Genomic DNA, 19,211 nt, shown 5'->3' with positions numbered 1-19,211 from the left:
TTAGCGCTCCTCACGTCATACCGTTTATCTTCCTCCCCTTTGAAACCCTGAACCTCATTGAGCCCCGCCCCTTCTATTACTTGTCCTGAACACGCTTTCTGTCAGGCCGGTCAGGCACAGTCATGGCCGCCGATCGCCGGTAGCCAATGTTCGCAGCTACCCCCAAGGCCGACCTTGGGAGGACGAAGGAGGATTACAGATGGCTAAAGAGCCACTTATCTCGACTCGCAGGTCCGACGCGCATCGTGGCCCTCAACTTGGCGCTGCAGAACGAAGCGTCTCTATCGCCGCTGGAGGAGCATTGCTCGTTCGAGGTTTGCGAATCGGAGGGGTCAGCGGATTACTTCAGATAGGGCTAGGTGCCTGTGCCGTTGTGCGAGGCGCTACCGGCAAATGCCCAGTAAAAGGCGCTTTGAAGCACACACCGTTCGAGAACGAGTTTCAGGGTTCGCACGGCTGGAAAGACAGCAATGCGATCTCTCGCAGTGTCACCATCGACAAGCCCTTGCCCGATGTGATGGCCTTTATCAGAAGGCCTGAAAACGTGGCGCCACTTATCCCTTGGGTCGACAACGTTGAGTCCATCAGCGCGGTGACCTCTGTCTGGAGTGCTTCGGCGCCGCTGGGACAAACGCTCAAGTGGTCGCTGGAGCTCGTGGACGATCAAAGCGACACGCTGCGCTGGGCAACGGTTCCGGACTCGCGTTGGCAGCACGAAGTGACTGCCCACTTCATGGAAGCCCCAGGCAATCGTGGTACGGAGGTCAAAGTCATCATCGTTGGCAAAACGCCGTTCGGCAAAGTTGGCTATGCAGTGGCCAAGTCTCTCGCGCAGTTCACCGACAAGATGCTGCTGAACCTTTTGCACAGCGTCAAACAGCAGCTGGAGACAGGTGAGGTCAGTACGAATTGCCTCAGAGCGGATCGCTCACCTGACTTCTACGTTCACCCCGTCGCTGCCAACGCTTTAACTTCTGAAGAAAACCCGGCCGGCGCGGTTAAGACCGGCGTTGTGTTGGAGGGAGGAAATCTTCAATGAGAGCACTTACTTGGCAAGCTCGTAACAAACTTCAAGTCGACAATGTTCCGGATCCCACCATCCTCAATCCGCGGGATGCAATCATTCGCGTGACCCTCTCTTCAGTGTGCGGCTCGGATCTGCACCTGCTGGGAGGTTACGTACCATCGATGAAACCGGGCGACATCATTGGCCATGAGTTCCTGGGCGAGGTCGTCGAAGTCGGTGCGGGTGTGACGGGTTTCAAGAAGGGCGACAAAGTCATCACGGTGTCCATCATCGGTTGTGGCCACTGCGAGCATTGCAAACGAAATGACTTTTCCTGTTGCGACAATTCCAATCCCAACCCGAGCATTACAGATATCGCTTATGGCCAGCCTTGCTGCGGCATTATCGGTTACAGCCATGCGTTTGGAGGATATTCAGGCAGTCACGCAACCTATGTGCGAGTACCCTTTGCAGACGTCAATCTCTTTCTTGTGCCGGATGGGGTGAGCGACGAACAAGCGGTGTTCGTTTCTGATGCTGCACCTACAGGGTACTTTGCAGCTGACAATGCCGATATCGAGCCGGGTGACACGGTAGCCGTATGGGGATGTGGCGGAGTTGGTCAGATGGCGATCCGCTGCGCCTACCTGTTAGGTGCGGAACGGGTGATTGCTGTTGATCGAGATCCGTACAGGCTGGCACTGGCTCGAGAGCGCGCAGGAGCAATCACCATCAACTATGAAAGTACCGATGTGCATGAAGCCTTGCAGGAGTTGACCGGCGGGCGTGGCCCCGATCGCTGTATTGATTGTGTAGGCATGGAAGCTCACGGCACCGAACTCGACTACGCCTACGACAAGGCAAAACAGATGCTGCAGTTGCACACAGAGCGGGGAACCGTCCTACGCCAGGCTATCCGCGCGTGCCGCAAGGGCGGTACCGTTTCGGTGGTGGGCGTCTATGGCGGCCTTCTTGATAAGTTTCCCATGGGCGCGATCGTGAACAAGGCGCTGACACTGCGCTCGGGCCAGCAGCCGGGTCAGCGTTACGCCAAGCGGTTGTTCGAGCATATCCAAAACGGTGAACTCGATCCGTCGTATCTGCTGACCCATCCCATGAGTCTGGAAGATTCCCCCGAAGGCTATGCCATGTTCAAAAACAAAACAGACGGGTGTCTACGGGCGGTATTCAGGCCCTGACTGCTGACAGATCGCCACAGGCCGCTGAGTGGCGGCCTTTTGGCTGATAGCCAAGGCAACTGTAATTTCGGAAAATGCATGTGCGCTGTTGGTGCCGCATTCGATGGCTCCGCATTTCATCGGTAACTTTCCCAGAGGGACCATCAGGCAGAATCGCCGAACTTCACACGAACCGCTCACTCGTAACATCTAGACACATATGATGAGACGAGGTCCGCATGCGGTTGATCCACGGTACTCCACATTTTCGGCCTTATACCTCAGCGGCGGGCGGCTGGGGATCGGCCCATTCAGTGATGAACATCCTCTGGCGCGAGCAGGCCTTTATCAAAGGTAGCGCGGCCTTGATAAAGCAGAATAAACCCAAAGGTTTCGCCTGCGTCAGCTGCGCATGGGCCAAGCCTGGTGATCCCCACGCATTAGAGTTTTGCGAAAACGGTGCCAAAGCCACCGCGTGGGAACTCACGTCCTTACGTACCGGCCCCGAGTTTTTTCAAAGCCATTCGGTGACGGAACTGCGCGGCTGGACGGACTTCGATCTTGAGCAACATGGCCGACTCACTCACCCCATGCGTTACGACACTCAGTCTGATCGCTACGTGAAGACGACATGGGATGAGGCAGCCGCCGCAATTGGCGCCCAATTAAAGGCACTGAGCCCGGACGAAGTGGTTTTCTATGCGTCGGGACGCGCATCGCTCGAAACCTCGTTCATGTACCAGCTATTCGCCCGCGCCTATGGCACGAACAATCTCCCCGACAGTTCCAACATGTGTCACGAAAGCACTTCTGTAGGCTTGCAGGAAAGCATCGGAGTGCCCGTCGGTACGGTGACGTTGGCAGATTTCGAGCACACCGACTGCATCTTGTTCTTCGGGCAGAACGTCGGCAGCAATAGTCCGCGCATGCTTCATCCGCTCCAGGAAGTGCGTAAGCGCAAGGTTCCTATCATTACGTTCAATCCGATTCGCGAGCGAGGGCTGGAGCGCTTTGTGAACCCCCAGTCTCCTGTCGAAATGCTCGGTCCGAAATCGACCGCCATCAGCACCCAGTATCACCAAGTGGCTATCGGTGGTGACACAGCCGCTATCATGGGCGTCGCCAAGGCTCTCCTTGAAATGGAGGCGCGGGCACAGGCATGCGGCGGGCCTGCTGTGCTGGATCACGATTTTCTCGCGCAGCACACTGAAGGCTTCCCCCACTTTGTCGAACAGGTCCAGCGTTATTCATGGGATGACTTGGAGCAGCGCTCCGGGCTGACCCGCAGCGCAATGGAGGCCACCGCTACCATTTACGCGCGCAGCGAGAAGGTGATGATCGTTTACGGCATGGGGATGACCCAGCACCGACACGGTGTCGGCAACGTACAAATGCTGGTCAATCTGCTGTTGCTGCGTGGCAACATCGGGAAGCCTGGAGCGGGCATTTGTCCCGTGCGAGGTCACTCTAACGTACAGGGACAGCGAACGGTGGGCATCACCGAAGACCCTGCCAAGGTTCCCACGGACAAGCTGGAGGCATTGTTCGGATTCACGGTCCCGGAACGCAAGGGGCTCACAACCGTCGACACCTGCGAGGGCATTCTTGATGGAAGTGTGAAGGGCTTCATTGGCCTCGGAGGCAACTTTCTGCGCGCCGTCCCTGATACCACTCGAATGGAGCCCGCCTGGGCAAGGCTTCGCCTCAACGTCCAGATCGCTACCAAACTGAATCGTACGCATCTGATACCCGGCGAACACACCTGGCTGCTGCCGTGCCTGGGAAGGATCGAGATCGACCGGCAATTGGGCGTTGAGCAGGCATACACCACAGAGGACAGCACCGGTTGCATCAGGGCCTGGCGCGGCAATGCAGAGCCAGCCAGTGATCAGCTGCGCTCAGAGACGACAATAATTGCGGAACTGGCCAATGCTGCGCTTGGCGACTCTGTAGGTGTCCCTTGGCTGCGCTGGCGGCACGACTACGCCCTCATTCGTGAAGCAATCAGTAAAGTTTATCCGGAAATCTTCCATGATTTTGAAGCGCGCATGTGGGAACCCGGCGGTTTTCATCGCCCCCTGGGGGCTACCCATCGTCAATGGGCTACGCCTTGCGCAAAAGCCCGATTCATCACCCCAGAAACACTCGACGAAGACGACGATGTCTCGAAGGGCGAGACGGGCCGCAACGTCCTGCAGTTAATGACGCTGCGCAGCAACGACCAGTTCAACACAACGGTTTACGGCTACGATGACCGCTTCAGGGGGGTAAAAGGGACACGCAAGGTGGTGTTTCTGAATCGCAATGACATCGTGCGTCTGGGGTTTGCGCCGGGTGCCTGGGTCCGCCTGCGTACCGCCATCGAGCCCGAGGTTCGGCGTGAAGTCGGTCCCTTTCAGATCATCGCCTATGACATCCCCGAAGGATGTGCCGCCTCCTATTATCCTGAATCCAATCCGCTGGTGCCTCTCTGGCATTACGCCAAGCGCAGCAAGGTTCCCGCCGCGAAATCAGTGCCCGTTATCGTGTTGCACGCGCAGCCGGATGCCGACGATCTTGACCACGCAGTGCCCGACACAGACCAAATCATGTAGAGCCTGGCAGAGCTGAGGAATGGGTATGGAAAATGTCGAATGGGGACTGATGGCGGCGCGAGCCCAGTTCGCCATAACCATCAGTTTCCATATCGTTCTGGCGGCGTTCAGCATCGGCATGGCGAATTTTCTGCTGGTTCTGGAAGCTTTGTGGCTCTGGCGCCGAAAACAGGTCTATCTGGATATCTACCAGTACTGGCTGAAGATATTCGCGCTTAACGTCGCGATCGGTACCGCATCAGGTCTCATGCTTGAATATCAGTTCGGTCTTAACTGGTCGCGACTGTCCACTCAGGCAGGCGAAATCCTTGGCCCCCTCATGTTTTACGAAGTGATGGCCGCATTTTTTCTGGAGGCGGGATTTCTCGGAATCATGCTTTTTGGCATGAAGAAAGTTGGGCCAGGCCTGCACCTCTTTGCCACGGGCGCGGTGGCCGTAGGCTCCATCATCAGTGCGTTCTGGATCTTGTCGGCCAATTCGTGGATGCACACGCCGCGTGGTTTTGGCATTGGCGCAGACGGCCGCTTCGTCGCAGAGGATTGGTGGGCCATCATATTCAATCCATCTTTTCCTTATCGTTTCTGCCATATGATGCTCGCGACCTTCCTGGCCACCGCGTCAATGATCGCTGGGGCAAGTGCGTGGCAACTGCTGCGTGACTCTGCCAACCCGCGGGCCCGCGTACAGTATTCGATGGCGCTGTGGACAGTGGCGTTCCTGGCGCCTTTGCAGATTGCCGCCGGTGATCTTCACGGCGAAAACACTCTTGAATTCCAGCCGCAGAAAGTCGCCGCGATGGAGGGGGCATGGACACGTCCTGCACCAGGCACCGGTGAGCCGCTTCGTTTGTTCGCATTGCCTGACATGGCCGAGCGGCGAAATCATTTCGAATTGGCGATTCCCCGCATTGCATCAATCTATCTGCGCCATGATCTCAGCAGCACGATTAAACCGCTGACTGAATTTGCCCCTCAGGATATTCCCCCGGTTACGGTCGTGTTCTGGGCCTTTCGCGTGATGGTCGGCCTGGGGTTACTCATGCTGGCGATCGGAATCACGGGCTTTGTGCTGCGCTGCCGAAACCGCTTGTATAACACGCGCTGGATGCAGCGCTGCTGCTTAGTGATGGCGCCCGCCGGATTCATAGCCATGATCAGCGGCTGGGTGGTCACCGAAGTCGGGCGACAACCCTTCACGGTCTATGGCTTGCTGCGAACGGCGGACAGCACCTCCTCAGTCCCCAGCGAGCACGTCCTTGCTTCCACCATGACGATCCTGCTTTTTTATCTAATTGTCTTCGGTATCGGCCTGTCGGTGTTGCTGCGCATCTTGCGCCAACCTGCCAACGCCGCAGAGCAAGGGCCACAGCCGACGCTGTCAGAGGAAATCCGCAGATCATGAGGAGCACCTTCGATGGACGGTGAGCTGATCGTTTTGCTCTCGGCTGCGGCGCTTGCATTTTCGGTGCTCAGCTACGTGGTGCTCGACGGTACAGACCTGGGAGTGGGAATATTGTTGGGCCTGACGTCCTGTGCCAAACGACGTCGCACCATGGCGATTTCCATCTTGCCGATCTGGGACGCCAACGAAACGTGGTTGGTTCTGGGGGGTGGAGGACTGCTGGCGCTCTTCCCGCTGGCGTATGCGATTTTACTGCCTGCTTTGTACGTGCCATTTATTGCGATGCTTCTCGCGTTGATCGTTCGCGCCATGGCACTGGAATTTCGGGATTACACAAATAGTCCCTGCATCAAGCGGTGCATCGACGCGCTCCACTCATGCGGCTCGCTGATAGCCGGGGCCTGCCAAGGCGCGGCCCTTGGCACATTGGTGCAAGGCATCCCCATCCAGGACGGGCGATTCGTCGGCACGGGGTGGGAATGGGTCAGCCCTTTTACGCTGTACTGTTCCGGCGTTCTGGTGGTCGGCTATGCATGGCTGGGAGCATGCTGGCTGTACTGGCGAACCGACTCTGCATTGCAGCAGACTTCGCGATGGCAAGCACGATGTCTATCTGTTGCAACGTTCGTGCTGATGGCCGTCCTGATTACGTGGACTTCCACGCTCAACCCAGACTATGCACAGCGGCTTTCCCGTCCGTTTGTGATTTATTCAACCGCCGTGGCGGGGATGATTGCATTCATAACTTTCTGGACCAGCTTTCGAACACGCTTCGACATATTGCCGCTCATCTGCGCTCTCAGCCTGTTCATCCTGGGGTTCGCGCTGATGGCGAACACGATTTTTCCGTTGATCGTCCCGCCCCACCTCAGCCTCCATGCAGCCGCGTCAGGCACAAAAAGCCAGTTATTCATGCTGGTCGGCTTCGCCCTGCTGATGCCGGTGACACTTTTCTACAACACATTCGGCTTCCGCACGTTCAGTGGAAAAATTCGTCGAGTAGAAGATTCGCTCCACCAATAGCAATGCCCCACAGATGTGCCGACAGAGACAGGAGCTTAAATAACGGCAATGCTTCCTCATCTCCACGCCCCATTGACGGCGCAAGGATCAGGCTGATCAACGGTGCCAACTGCTGTGCCCTTTCATCCAGCCTCTGGATTTCTGACTGACTTAATCGTCGAGCTGTCTGTCCACCGTTAACAACAAAATAGACAAGGAGAAACGTCATGGTCATGTCATTGCTGGAACTGCGGCATGTCATTGAATCGGGCTTACTACCGCTCACATGTCGGTGTACGTGCGATGTGAATGGAGATTTGACCATTGAACTGCTGGACGAGTCGTCTGGCACGAATCTCGTCATTGGTGGTATCCCGATCGCCAGTCTTCAGACCAGTCGGGACATCGCGAATCTGATCGCGCAGTTGCGATCTGAAATCGCCAGATCAACACCTGGTACCAAACGTTCTCGAGCTTGATTTCATTCGCGGCCCGAGACCGCCTGGAGGGTCGCCGGGATCTGGCCTGGCGACCGTGAGAGCCTTCCGGTTACTCGGACGTTTTTTTGTCGCTAAGCGAAGCTAAACCACGGCTCGATAAGGCCCGTAGCTCAGCATTTTCAGATCGCACCCCGCGAGCTGAGATTCACTAAGGAAACCTATGAAAATCGCTTGTCTTGGCTGGGGCTCTCTGATCTGGAATCCAGAAGAGCTAATACTTGCATCCGAATGGCAAGCTGACGGTCCCCTGTTGCCGATCGAATTCTCTCGCGTGGGAGATGGCGGCGAATTGGCGACTGCAATATGCCTGAATGTGCCGCCATGCCAAGTGCTATGGGCACCCTTGGTCTTCCAACAACTCGACGAGGCCGTCGCTGCCCTGCGCAGACGCGAAAAAATCCCTTTTGATCGAAAGGATGGCGTGGGTGTCTTCACCATCAACAGCTTGACCGTGGGTGTTCTGGGTAAATGGGCGGCTGATCGCCAACTGGATGCGGTTATATGGACCGCATTGCCGCCGCGTTTCGAAGGGGTGGAAGGACTTATTCCCTCGCTTGACGATGTCCTTTCCTACCTGATCAGCCTGGATGGGCCAACTTTGGAGCATGCGAAATTTTATATGGAAAATGTGCCCGAGCAGATTGAGACCCCCTATCGAAAGGAGATCAGGAAATTAGGTTGGGATTAAGCCCGGCGGATGACTTGCGACGCCTTCCGGGGGGAGCGCAACCATCGGCAGATGTAGTCCTCAGCAGGAGAATCATATGAAATGTTACTTATGTGGGCTCGATGCCCAACAGGACATGAGCCCGATGGGCAAGCTTGTAACGTGCCGGGATTGCGGGACATACAAGATATCGGAAATCGTCCTCAGGGAGCTTGGGTCGAGAAAGCTGAATTTTTCCAAGATGCGGGACGATCTACACCGCCAACGCCAGTACAACGCCACTTCTGTAGCTGAGATCAACAGCGAGACCGCCATCTGGGGATGAATGCATTTAATCGAACGAGAACCTGCGATGAAAATAACCGCTTTGACCCAATCATCTTTCGTAAGCAAATTGACTTGCCTGACCATCGGCCTGACAGCATTGACGGCCTGCTCTGGTCAGCGCTCACCCTCCCCCGTTGACGCCCCGGGAACGCCGACAACGCCGATGACCAAGGCCCTTGAGACAGGCGCAGACATTCTACAAACTCGTGCCCCTGTCGATCAGCTGAATGCTTACCTTGACGGATTCCACTTTTATAACGGCAACCGCCAGGCGCAGATGGAGGCGCATCACTACTGTTCGGTGCTGAACGAGGACGTCATCCAGTGCGCCATCTTCGACGGTAACACCAAGGACGCTAAGCTGATGGGCGTTGAATACATCATCAGTTCAGCACTGTTTGAGCAACTGCCAGCGGGTGAAAAAGCGCTGTGGCACAGCCACAGGCACGAAGTGAAATCAGGTCAGCTCATCGCGCCAGGTATTCCTGAACCCGCTGAACATGCACTGATGGAAAAGCTCGTGACCACCTACGGCAAGACCTGGCACACCTGGCATACCGACCAGGACAAAACACTTCCATTGGGGATGCCTCAACTCATGATGGGTTTCACTGCCGACGGACAGGCCGACCCGCGAATGGTCAGTGAACGAGACAAACGATTCAACATCAGCAGTGAGGCTAATCGAGCCGCCCGCGCTGACATTGTTGCACCACAGCCCTCACGCGAGGCCGACGCCTGGCGGCATGGCAACGTCGTACAGATAAAAGATCCGACATCCCATGCGGCGCATACGCCAAACGCTCAAGAAAAGTAGCCGCACACATCGGTTTTATCAGGCAAAAACAGCCAGGCGTCGAAGGATTCGTAGACGCTTGGGCCTTAAGTAACCAGCATGGAGAAAGCAGATGGACAACTACCACATCACCAAAAGCGTCACAGGTTGGGAGTTGAAGAAACAGGGGGCAGAGCGAGCGTCCAAAACCGCGGGCACCAAGGCAGAGCTTCTCGAGTTAGCGACAGAGTTCCTCGCGGGTAAGACCGCGTCGCTTAAGATCCACAAGGAAGACGGGACCCTCCAGGAAGAGCGCACTTATCCTCGCAGCGCCGATCCGGCTAAGTCCAAAGGCTGAAAGAGCGGCGCCTTGAGCGCCGCTGCAGTCGATCTCCACGCCAAGGACAGATACGTTTCGCGCCCCCTCAGCACTCACCCTACCTGCATGGCGAAACCAGCACTGCTCACGCTGATTCGCCGTTCAGCGCACGCCTGTGAAAATCCGGCAGCGACTCCAGGGCGTGAAGTGCTGCCTGATGCTGGAGACCTTCCCTGTCGCCGAAAAACCGCTCTTTCCGAGTGAACACCGCGACGCGCTGGCCAGTCACGAATGCCCAAGCGAAGCACACAGTTCCCGCAGGGATGCCATCGACGTCTTCATTGCCACACAGACCTGTCGTCGCGACCGCAACGTTTGCAGGACTGTCGGCCAATGCCCCAAGCGCCATTTCCCGCGCCACTTCCAGGCTCGTCAGGTTGAATTGCGCGATCGTGTCCGCGCTGACTCCCAGCAGACGCTGTTTTGCTTCCGGGGAATAGACGACATACCCACACTCAACCAGCGACCCGCTTCCAGGCACTTCAGCCAGTAACGCCACGATACGTCCGGCGGTGCAGGATTCAGCGGTGGCCAACAAAAGCGAATGCTCTTTAAGATACTCAACGACACGCTCCACCATGCTTTTTTCTCCTCGATCGCCCTGCCCTCTTGGTCAGTAGACACCGACCTGAAGACACTTCTCCATTATTTCAACGCAAATCACCGTTCCTCCTATGGCGGCAACAGACGCTGGCTGTGTACCTCGTACAGTCGATAGCCACCTGGTGGCTAAGCCGTGGCGCACGCAGACGGTCGGATAAGTCACTGCCAGCTTAATGAGACTGAACCGCTGTCATTCTGTCCATGTCCATCAATCAGGTGAAAGGAGACACCCATGAATATGCAGGTCGCAGCACACGTTAAAGATATTGTGGTCATCGGCGGATCTCAGGGCGCCCTCGATGTGTTGAGGACCCTGCTGGGTGCGCTCCCTCCTGACTTCCCTGCGGCTATCCTGATCGTGATTCACTCGGGGCCCTCAAGTCCCGGCTATCTGGCAGCCATACTTGGCCGCTACTCAGCTCTGCCGGTGGCGTACGCTTGTGAGGGTGAAAAGATTGAGCACGGTCGGGTTTATGTGGCGCCGGCGGACAAGCATTTAGAGATCATCGCTCCTGGCTTGGTGCATTTGGATAATGGGCCCAAGGTGCGATACTCGCGGCCGGCCGCCGACCGACTGTTCACAACCGCGGCCGAGGTATTCGGCCCGCGAGTGGTTGGCCTCATTCTCTCAGGCGGAGACTGCGACGGCACCCAGGGGGCCAATGCAGTCGCAGCGGCCGGTGGCATGTGTCTGGTTCAGGAACCACAAGATGCAGTCGTACCGAGCATGCCTATCAGCGTAATACAGCGAGACCATCCCGACGCCATCATCAAGACTGACGACATGGCGATGGCGCTGATGAAGGCCGTGAACGGCACCCCCGCCTAGCTCGCTCCTGCCCAGGTCATTCATGCCAGGAAACGATCAAGATTATACGGCGCACCGGCGCGGTCTCCTGCTCGGCCCCCAATAACACAGGCCGAGACCGGCGGCGCCTCAGATAGGCCAGGGTTCGTTCCATAGGGTGGACGGTCCTCGCCGGACCGAAGCCTGAACCTGATCATCGAGTTACGCGCAGCATCGTCACTGCTTTTCGGAATCGCTGAACGATTCCGAATGTAGACATGGATCTGACTCTTGAACTGACTATTAGTGACTTGATGTCATTTCTCATCTGACAACTGATCCGTCGATCAGGCCAGCCTTGATTGATAGTCTGAACTCACTCGTCACAACCCATCCCCTTCGGGTCACGGCCTTAGACAGGAGACAAGTCTATGAGCAATAAATCTACCGCTTTGGTGATCGGTGCGTCTCGCGGACTCGGTCTGGCGCTCGCCGAGGAGTACCTGACGCGTGGCTGGCAAATCATCGCAACCACCCGTAGCCATTCTGAAGGTCTGGACAGCCTGCGGCGGCGCTTTGGCGTTTCACTGGAGATTGAGCAAGTCGATGTCGTTGACCTGAACTCCGTCAGGTCCCTGCGCAGCAGCCTGGAAGGGCGTGAACTGGACACCCTTTTCGTAAATGCCGGAATCTGCAAGGCCAACGAACTCACGCCTGTGCAGGTTGCAGAAAAAGACTACTTGGATATGTTGCTCACGAACGCCCTCAGCCCGATGCGGGTCATTGAGCTGTTTCATGACCGTGTCAACGTTAACGGAGTCATTGCGGTCATGTCCTCGGAGCTGGGGAGCATCGCGGACAGCACCGGTTTCTGGGAGCTCTATAGCTCCAGTAAAGCCGCACTGAACATGTTGATGAAAAGCTTTCACGCTCGTCACGTGGAAGACACTCGGGCGTTGCTGCTCGTCGCTCCAGGTTGGGTTCGCACCGATATGGGTTCGCAGAATGCCCTGCTGGATGTGTCCGAAAGCATTCCGTTGGTCGTTGACGTTGTGACACGCAATGCCGGCGTCCCTGGCCTGCGCTTTCTCGACCGCCACGGTGCCGAGCTGCCTTGGTAAAAAACCAGACCTCCCCAGTGCCCAGCCAAAGAGGCGTCAGAAAGACTGATCGCTAATCGTTGGAGGTGCGGCAGCAGGTTTTAAGACCCTATCAAAGGTCGTCTGGTGGCACACTGGTGCCCGCCCGGGAAGGATGGGAATGGCCCACCGATGGTACCAAGAGGGCGTGTCCGGTGGCGTCAGGTCGATACTTGCGAAGTCTCCAGACTGGGACCGCCGCCGCTGCTTTATTCCCGTATCGCATGAATCCTATGCCTGGCTCCTGCGTTCCGCAGAACTGCCAAGAACAGCAAGATAGACCCGGCGCTCTTGCTCACCCAACCAAGGATAAATGCGATGACCACTTTCACCCGTTACACCGTCGAAACTGCTCCCGCCGCCTCCAGGCCCGTTCTGGAAGCCGTGCAGAAAGCCTTCAGCTTTGTACCCAACCTGCAAGGCAACATGGCGGAGTCGCCCGAACTGCTAGCCGGCTACAGCCAGCTCTGGGATCTGTTTGGCAAAAGCACACTGACACCGCACGAGCAGCAAGTGGTCTACCTCACCTCAAACTTCGAGAACAACTGTCACTACTGCATGGCCGGTCATACGACCTTGGCCAAGATGATCGAGATGGCACCCGAGGTCATTGCTGCGCTGCGCGCCGGCCGCGCGCTTCCGGATGCGCGTCTGGAAGCGTTGCATGTCTTCACCACGGCGGTTGTGCGAGATCGCGGCTTCGTCAATGACGCCGGCGTTGAGGCTTTACTCGCTGCGGGGTTCACACGTCGCAACGTGCTGGAGGTGGTCCTGGGAGTCGCTACCAAAGTGATGAGCAACTACACCAATCACCTGGTGCACACTCAACTGGACCCATTCATGAAAGGCAATGAATGGACCAAGCCGGCTTGAACCCGCCCAGACCATCACCCAACCAGCCCGCAAAGGGCTGGCTCCAGGAGCACTCATGGACAAGCGGACTTTCTTGATTACCGGCGCAAGCAAGGGCATCGGCCTTGCACTCGCACAAGCGTTGGCAAACACAGGTCATCACATCGTGGGCATCGCCAGGCACGTTGAAGGTGTCGAATTCCCGGGAACATTGGTAGCAGTTGATCTGGGTGACCGTAAGGCGACAGAACAAGCATTGACTACATTGACCCGGCAATACGCTTTCGACGGGCTGGTAAACAATGTTGGACTAGTACGCCCGCAGCTTTTGGGCGAGGTGGATCTGGACGACTTCGACGCGGTGATGCACGTGAACCTGCATTCGGCGCTTCTGGCAACACAGGCATTGCTGCCCGGTATGCGCGATCGTCACTGGGGCCGCATCGTGAACATCTCCAGCTTGACCGTGCTGGGTATCACTCACCGCACAGCCTACGCTGCTGCCAAGGCGGCGCTCATTAGCTTTACCCGCTCATGGGCACTGGAATTGGCCACAGCGGGTATCACCGTCAATGCCGTTGCCCCTGGGCCGACCGAAACGGAGCTATTCCGCGCGAATAATCCCCCTGGGAGCGAGGGTGAAACCCGTTATCTCTCGGGAGTTCCTGCAGGCCGCTTCGGTCAGCCTGAAGAGATCGCAGCGGCCATTGCCTTTCTATTGTCGGAAAGCAGCGGCTTCATTACCGGTCAAACACTGTTCGTCGACGGCGGAGCCTCCATCGGCAAGGCAGCCTTCTAGGTAGAGTTGCTTTGTAAATGCGTTGTTGAGATAAAACCGCACAATGGCGAGCGAAGCCCTGCTTCGCTCGCTTTTTGTCATGGGATTTTTAATTGCTTCAGGTGGCACGACAATGGATCGATTAGCGGCAATGGAAACCTTTGTCAGCGTACTTGAATCGGGATCGTTTTCCGCAGCAGCCCGGCGTTTAAATCTCGGTCAGCCCGCAGTATCGAAAACCATCGCACAACTGGAAGAGCGCCTCGGGGTAAGGCTCTTGCTGCGCTCCACTCGTGGACTTACACCGACCGAAGCCGGCACGGCCTACTACGAGCGCGCAAAGCGTGCCATCGAAGAAGCCCATGAAGCTGAGCTCGCCGCACGCGGTGCGGGCAGTGGCCTTCAGGGTACCTTGCGGGTCTGTGCTGCAGTAACTTTTGCGCGCTTGCATGTGCTGCCGCACTTGGGAAAATTTCTGGAAGCACATCCTGAGCTAAGCATCGATATCGTTCTGGATGACCGCACCGTCAATCTCGTTGAAGAAGGCATCGATGTAGCCTTGCGCATGGGGAATTTGGCCGACTCCAACCTTATTGCTCGCAAGATCGGTGAATGCCAGCGCCTGGTGCTGGCTACGCCTGCTTACGTGCTAGCCCATGGCGAACCTTGCAATCCTACTGATCTGGCGCAGCACCTGGCGGTCATTTACGCTCAGGCAGGCGGCGGTGAGCACTGGGCCTTCAAACAGGGCAGTAAGGTGCAATCGGTGACAGTCAGCGGGCGGGTACGCGTCAGTGCGGCCGAAGGCGTGCGTGCGGCGGTATTAGGCGGGCTGGGCGTGGCATTGACATCCCAGTGGATGTTCGCCGATGAACTGGCCAGGGGCGACGTGGTACCCCTGTTGCAGGATTGGCAGTTACCGCCATTGGATCTTTGGGCGGTATTTCCAACCGGACGCCTTGCCAGCGCCAAGGCGCGGGCATTCGTTGACTTCGTTGCGGATTTGATGACCCGGTAAATAAACGAGGCCGCGTTGCAGCGGCCTTGAGGGACTGGGTATCAGCCGTGGAGTGCAGGCAGCAATTCAGTGGGCTCTGGCCGCAGCGTGTAGTCGGGATTGACCTCGGCGTACAGAATGATGCCGTCCTGACCGATGACGAAACGACCTGGCATCGGCAACGTCCAGCTCTGATCACCATTGATGACCGGCAGGTTGTTGCCCAGCTTCAGATAGAGTTCAGCCAAGTAATCCGGCAGCTTGAAACGCAGCCCGAAAGCCGCCGCTACTTCATTGCCGCTGTCGCTGAGAATCGCAAATCCCAAACCATTTTCACGTTGCGATTTGCGGCTATTGGCTTGGCTCTGCGGCGAGATCGCTACCAGGCTAGCACCGTGTTCTTTGAAGGCCGGCAAAGCCTGCTCCAAGGCTTGCAGCTCCATGTTGCAATACGGACACCACACGCCACGGTAGAAGCTGATCACCAGCGGTCCGCGCGCTAGCAGTTCTACTGACGAAACCAGGTTGCCCTGCGCGTCAGGCAGGCTGAATACCGGTGCCAAGTCTCCGGCCTTGAGCGCGCGTTCGGCCTGGCCGCTGGCGATCAGCTCGGCAGTGGCCCGGTGCATCACAGCGTGCACGGGAGCTGGAGCGTTGAAAGGAGGTTTGCCAGCAACGAAGTCGGCCTTGAACGCATCCAGTTTGGCTTGAAGAGTCATGAGTGTTATCTCGGTCGTGATGTGTAAGACTCATGATCGCGACCCTCCTCCCCGTTCAGTAGAGAGCTCACCAGCATAGTTAATATGCCCACGAGGAATGCTCGTTGCGCCCAGCTTCTCTCGTCTAAAGCTTATTGAGCCGGGAATGACGCATATCGCCACGGCCATTCTGCCCTCTTGCGGCTTGAAACTTCCGATCATTATCTCTCCCCATGGATCCGGTGGATTTACACGCTTGCTGGACATTCCGAAGCCCCTCAAATCAGGGCACAAAAGTGACCACGAATGGAGATCCAAAAGGTCACGCACCTGCCTTCACAAATTCCCGCCCTTGAGAAAGAGGCAATGGCAGAAGACTTCAGGTTCATTGCCCGGCCGACCTCGAAATGGCATTCAGGGACCCAATCGCTTCGACACGCCAGGCGAATGTCTCATGGCAGCGTATCTAGACCGCCATGTCAGCTTCCGCCCAGAAGCAGATATCTGGCCCGCGCCACCAGATCTTTTATCAGCCGTCCTGGATCTTCCCCAGCATCCGGCCATCAACCAACGCCTGGATATCTGCAAAGACGTCCGAAGCCAGGCTGGCCGGGACACCCCAATAATCAAAGATTCCACCCTCATCCCGGTTTTGGCCGCAGGTGACGAAGACGCCGGTTCCGAAACGCTGCTTCAACCGCATTGCCAACCAGCCGACGAACCCGCTGTTGTCAGCATGTTCAGGGAAGTGGAAACGGAATACGCCAAAAAGCTCTTGCCCGGCGTCTTCGCATGGGACGAGTTGACTCCACACCTTGTCATCCCGAACGAGAGCCAGTGCGTCGGGATGCGCCGCACCAGGAAATGACGAAAGAGGGAATTCCAGAAACGCGTAGGTGCCGGCAAAGAATCGGACCCGCGCCTGAGTGGTCACGCGCAACAACCGACGCTCAGTAACGGCCGCTGTTTCATTGGATATGTTTACCATTTCCTTTTCTCTCCACGGCTCGAAGCGCAAACGCGGCTCTGATTGACCGAAGCCATGCTAGACAAGATGACTATTTAGATAAATGCTCGGTATCGCGCTACATTGACAACTAAAGGTTGTAGATATGGACAAGCTTAAAAGCATGGCGGCGTTCGTGGCGGCCGCCGAATCGAATTCCTTTTCAGCAGCAGCTGCCCTGCTAGGCGTCACCCCGCAACTGATCGCTAAACACGTTGGCAATCTGGAAGCCCAGCTAGGTCTTAAGCTGATTACCCGAACCACTCGCCGTCAAAGCCTGACCGCCGTGGGGGAGCAGTACTATTCTCGATGCAAAGCCATCCTGAGTGACGTCGAAGCGGCCGACGACCTGGCATTGGCAGCGAACTCAACGCCACGCGGAAAAATCAGGATCAGCGCGCCTTATAACTACGGCTCTTATCGGCTTATTCCGTTCATCACTCAATACCTGACCCGCTACCCGGAAACGGAAATCGAGTTGGAGCTGACAGACAGGTTCGTGAACATTGTGGAGGAAGGATATGAAGTCGTTTTCCGGCTCGGGAAAACTCAACTGGGGGAAAGCGCGGCGCTAGTTCAGCGCGGCCTGAGCCCCTTCAGGATGTTTGCCTGCGCCTCCCCAGCGTATCTCGCCCGCAAAGGCACTCCGTTTCATCCCGAGCAACTGGTGGACCATGATTGTCTGGGCTATCTGTTTTCCGATCGTATGACGGACAAGCTCTGGCGTTTCAGCAAAGGCATGCAAACGTTCACGATCCCCATTGCGAGTCGCCTGAAAGTCAACAACACCATGGCGAAAGTGAACGCTGCATTGTCGGACTTCGGCATCACGCTCTGCGTCGAGGACGTATTGGCACCTTACGTGCGGCGAGGTGAACTGGTCGTGCTATTCGAGGATTTCGAAGGCCCCACGTATCCCGTGAACCTGATCTACGCAGCCGACCGTCGCCCTTCGGCAAAACTCAGACATTTCATAGACGAGGTCGTCGATGCGCTGGGCCCGCCCCAGGCATAGGTGCAGTGAGGCTGGTGCCTTAAGGCCCGCGCACGACACTCAACTGCGCCTGCCTTTGTAATCTGCAGGACCAGCCGGTGCGAACGGCTATCTCGCCAGTGGGCCCACCCGATGCACCGTCACAATTCTCTATCAGCCTGAACTTTACGGATGTTTTGGCCGAGCTTGGGGGATTGCAGGCAGAGATCCAACTCGCCATCGAAATGCATCTGTACCCACGACGCCTGTACATCGGTCGGTTTGGTCATGACGCCGGATACTCCATCCATTTTCATTTCATCTCGATCTACCCGTGGATCGAAGATCTTTTCTGAAGAGATGAGAGAAACAGCTAGCTCCAGGCTTTTGCCTCACGCCCCTACGCCGTGCCTCAAACAGACGGTGCAGAGTTGATCCTTTTTGTATGACGTGAGTTTGGTGAGCGCCCTGGCCCACCGGCCGTACAAGGGCCATCCGTTGACCAGTCGGTTAACGTACTGCGTAGAGAGTTTGTGCGTAACCGTTGATTGTTGAACATCGGTAGCTGGATGTGGCTGCTTTGAGTTGTATGGAGCCTTTCATGACCGGCGACCTTGGTCCAAAGCGTGCTGCGTCGAGTGTTTACGAGTGCCGATATGAAAGTTGCATTCCAGCCAGGCATGCCAGCGTGACTCAAATGTCATTTGCGCCGGAATATCCTCGGCGCCTAGGCTCCTTACCGCGAACCCCTAGCCCACTGGACTCAGCCATGACATCTGCCTTTTCAAGCGCGTCGGCATCAAGCGCTCTCGATCCTGCTCAATCCCCTGCCGTTCTGGTGCAAAAGGTTGCCGGTAGCGAAACCGGTCTCCCTGTTCTGATCGCGACAATGCACGGTAAAGAAGCGGTCCTGGGTCCGACACTGGCCGCATTGGGTTTTCAGGTAATGCTCCCGATCGGCTACGACACGGATGCGCTAGGGACGTTTTCAGGTGATGTGCGACGGCCGGGCACGGCTTTCGAAGCGGCGCTCGAGAAAGCCAGGCGCGCTTGTGATGCCACCGGAGTGGCCCGCGCGGTGTCCAGTGAGGGCACGTATCGTCCATCTCAAGCTTTGTTTCCAGGCGCTCGAAACGCCGAACTGCTGGCGTTTGTCGACCGTGAAACCGGCTTCGAATGTGTCGAATATGTGACCGATACGCCGACACGCTTCGACAAGGGCCGGGTGCCTCCCGACATTAACGCCCCCGAAGTACACGCTTTACTGAAAACGATCGGCTGGCCGCAGATCAAGGTGCTTGTCGTTCCGCACGATCCGGGTGAGGGGGTGGTCATGCCAGAGTGGGTGTTCAAGGGCATCGGCAATGAGCGAGAGCTTGCTGAAGCCTTCGATGTTTGTGCAAGTTACTCGACAGATGGGTGGGTCCATCTGGAGACCGACCTTCGCGCCCACATGAATCCTTCCCGGATGGCCTCAATCGCCACGGTCGGCGAGCGTCTGGCATTGCGTCTCGCAGCGCAGGGTTACCGGAGCGCCCCCGTTTAGGT

The 19,211-nt window shown here is 57.0% G+C and carries 21 protein-coding genes; 16 read left to right on the top strand and 5 right to left on the bottom strand.

All coding sequences use genetic code 11. The features are described 5' to 3' along the window. Positions 1–199: 199 nt before the first annotated feature. The 5 genes from BMZ10_RS00545 (at position 200) to BMZ10_RS00525 (ending at position 7,203) form a co-directional block, all read left to right on the top strand. Positions 200–1,039, top strand: a complete 840-nt coding sequence (locus tag BMZ10_RS00545) for a YgaP-like transmembrane domain (RefSeq protein ID WP_143070236.1) — start codon at positions 200–202, stop codon at positions 1,037–1,039. After that, on the top strand, positions 1,036–2,205 hold the full coding sequence (locus BMZ10_RS00540) for a zinc-dependent alcohol dehydrogenase (protein ID WP_093458123.1): 1,170 nt from the start codon (positions 1,036–1,038) through the stop codon (positions 2,203–2,205). Before BMZ10_RS00545 ends, BMZ10_RS00540 begins: the two co-directional genes overlap by 4 nt. Before the next feature lie 218 nt (positions 2,206–2,423). After that, a complete protein-coding gene (locus BMZ10_RS00535; protein ID WP_093458122.1) occupies positions 2,424–4,778 on the top strand; it encodes an FdhF/YdeP family oxidoreductase in 2,355 nt (784 codons plus the stop codon). Positions 4,779–4,803: 25 nt separating this feature from the next. Beyond that, positions 4,804–6,180, top strand: coding sequence for a cytochrome ubiquinol oxidase subunit I (locus tag BMZ10_RS00530; protein ID WP_093458121.1), 1,377 nt, complete (start codon positions 4,804–4,806; stop codon positions 6,178–6,180). A gap of 12 nt (positions 6,181–6,192) precedes the next feature. Beyond that, positions 6,193–7,203: a cytochrome d ubiquinol oxidase subunit II gene (locus BMZ10_RS00525; RefSeq protein WP_093458120.1), complete on the top strand. Its 1,011-nt coding sequence runs from the start codon at positions 6,193–6,195 to the stop codon at positions 7,201–7,203. Here the strand turns inward: BMZ10_RS00525 and BMZ10_RS27345 are convergent. Beyond that, a complete protein-coding gene (locus BMZ10_RS27345; protein ID WP_143070235.1) occupies positions 7,160–7,411 on the bottom strand; it encodes a hypothetical protein in 252 nt (83 codons plus the stop codon). The two genes, BMZ10_RS00525 and BMZ10_RS27345, sit on opposite strands and share 44 nt — an antisense overlap. On the opposite strand from BMZ10_RS27345, the gene BMZ10_RS00520 reads away from it, so the two are divergent. From BMZ10_RS00520 to BMZ10_RS00500, 4 genes are all read left to right on the top strand, one after another. Further along, positions 7,410–7,661 carry a DUF1652 domain-containing protein gene (locus BMZ10_RS00520; RefSeq protein ID WP_093458119.1) on the top strand — a complete coding sequence of 84 codons (252 nt, stop codon included), beginning with the start codon at positions 7,410–7,412 and terminating at the stop codon, positions 7,659–7,661. The two genes, BMZ10_RS27345 and BMZ10_RS00520, sit on opposite strands and share 2 nt — an antisense overlap. A 181-nt stretch (positions 7,662–7,842) precedes the next feature. Beyond that, entirely contained in the window at positions 7,843–8,370 is a 528-nt protein-coding gene (locus BMZ10_RS00515; protein ID WP_093458118.1) for a hypothetical protein, read from the top strand. 331 nt (positions 8,371–8,701) lie between these two features. Next, the gene (locus BMZ10_RS00505) at positions 8,702–9,493 is read left to right on the top strand and encodes an OBAP family protein (protein ID WP_093458116.1); all 792 of its coding nucleotides are present in this window, start codon (positions 8,702–8,704) and stop codon (positions 9,491–9,493) included. A 91-nt stretch (positions 9,494–9,584) separates the two neighbouring features. After that, positions 9,585–9,809: a DUF2188 domain-containing protein gene (locus BMZ10_RS00500; RefSeq protein ID WP_093458115.1), complete on the top strand. Its 225-nt coding sequence runs from the start codon at positions 9,585–9,587 to the stop codon at positions 9,807–9,809. A 106-nt stretch (positions 9,810–9,915) separates the two neighbouring features. On the opposite strand, the gene BMZ10_RS00495 is transcribed toward BMZ10_RS00500, so the two are convergent. Further along, the gene (locus BMZ10_RS00495) at positions 9,916–10,410 is read right to left on the bottom strand and encodes a CinA family protein (protein ID WP_093458114.1); all 495 of its coding nucleotides are present in this window, start codon (positions 10,408–10,410) and stop codon (positions 9,916–9,918) included. A gap of 255 nt (positions 10,411–10,665) precedes the next feature. Between BMZ10_RS00495 and BMZ10_RS00490 the strand changes: the two genes are divergently transcribed. From BMZ10_RS00490 to BMZ10_RS00470, 5 genes are all read left to right on the top strand, one after another. Next, a complete protein-coding gene (locus tag BMZ10_RS00490; protein WP_093458113.1) occupies positions 10,666–11,262 on the top strand; it encodes a chemotaxis protein CheB in 597 nt (198 codons plus the stop codon). A gap of 389 nt (positions 11,263–11,651) precedes the next feature. Further along, positions 11,652–12,341: an SDR family NAD(P)-dependent oxidoreductase gene (locus BMZ10_RS00485; protein ID WP_093458112.1), complete on the top strand. Its 690-nt coding sequence runs from the start codon at positions 11,652–11,654 to the stop codon at positions 12,339–12,341. Positions 12,342–12,677: 336 nt separating this feature from the next. Next, positions 12,678–13,232 (top strand): carboxymuconolactone decarboxylase family protein, encoded by a 555-nt coding sequence (locus BMZ10_RS00480; RefSeq protein WP_093458111.1) that lies wholly within the window; start codon positions 12,678–12,680, stop codon positions 13,230–13,232. Between the two features lie 55 nt (positions 13,233–13,287). Further along, positions 13,288–14,010 carry an SDR family oxidoreductase gene (locus BMZ10_RS00475; protein WP_093458110.1) on the top strand — a complete coding sequence of 241 codons (723 nt, stop codon included), beginning with the start codon at positions 13,288–13,290 and terminating at the stop codon, positions 14,008–14,010. Between the two features lie 112 nt (positions 14,011–14,122). Beyond that, positions 14,123–15,007 (top strand): LysR family transcriptional regulator, encoded by an 885-nt coding sequence (locus tag BMZ10_RS00470; RefSeq protein ID WP_093458109.1) that lies wholly within the window; start codon positions 14,123–14,125, stop codon positions 15,005–15,007. Between the two features lie 41 nt (positions 15,008–15,048). On the opposite strand, the gene BMZ10_RS00465 is transcribed toward BMZ10_RS00470, so the two are convergent. Next, positions 15,049–15,705: a peroxiredoxin-like family protein gene (locus BMZ10_RS00465; protein ID WP_093458108.1), complete on the bottom strand. Its 657-nt coding sequence runs from the start codon at positions 15,703–15,705 to the stop codon at positions 15,049–15,051. 508 nt (positions 15,706–16,213) lie between these two features. Next, positions 16,214–16,702: a DUF6196 family protein gene (locus BMZ10_RS00460; RefSeq protein WP_256214412.1), complete on the bottom strand. Its 489-nt coding sequence runs from the start codon at positions 16,700–16,702 to the stop codon at positions 16,214–16,216. Positions 16,703–16,796: 94 nt separating this feature from the next. On the opposite strand from BMZ10_RS00460, the gene BMZ10_RS00455 reads away from it, so the two are divergent. After that, positions 16,797–17,705 (top strand): LysR family transcriptional regulator, encoded by a 909-nt coding sequence (locus BMZ10_RS00455; protein ID WP_093458106.1) that lies wholly within the window; start codon positions 16,797–16,799, stop codon positions 17,703–17,705. A 119-nt stretch (positions 17,706–17,824) separates the two neighbouring features. Here the strand turns inward: BMZ10_RS00455 and BMZ10_RS27895 are convergent, their stop codons facing one another. Next, positions 17,825–17,953 (bottom strand): hypothetical protein, encoded by a 129-nt coding sequence (locus tag BMZ10_RS27895; RefSeq protein WP_256214269.1) that lies wholly within the window; start codon positions 17,951–17,953, stop codon positions 17,825–17,827. A gap of 479 nt (positions 17,954–18,432) precedes the next feature. Between BMZ10_RS27895 and BMZ10_RS00450 the strand changes: the two genes are divergently transcribed. Beyond that, entirely contained in the window at positions 18,433–19,209 is a 777-nt protein-coding gene (locus BMZ10_RS00450) for a DUF6671 family protein (RefSeq protein ID WP_093458105.1), read from the top strand. The last annotated feature ends 2 nt before the right edge of the window (positions 19,210–19,211 follow it).

The sequence above is a fragment of the Pseudomonas sp. NFR16 genome (assembly GCF_900108875.1).
GTDB lineage: Bacteria > Pseudomonadota > Gammaproteobacteria > Pseudomonadales > Pseudomonadaceae > Aquipseudomonas.
Note: the sequence above shows the minus strand (reverse complement) of the source record. Positions and strands in the feature narration are given on the sequence as shown.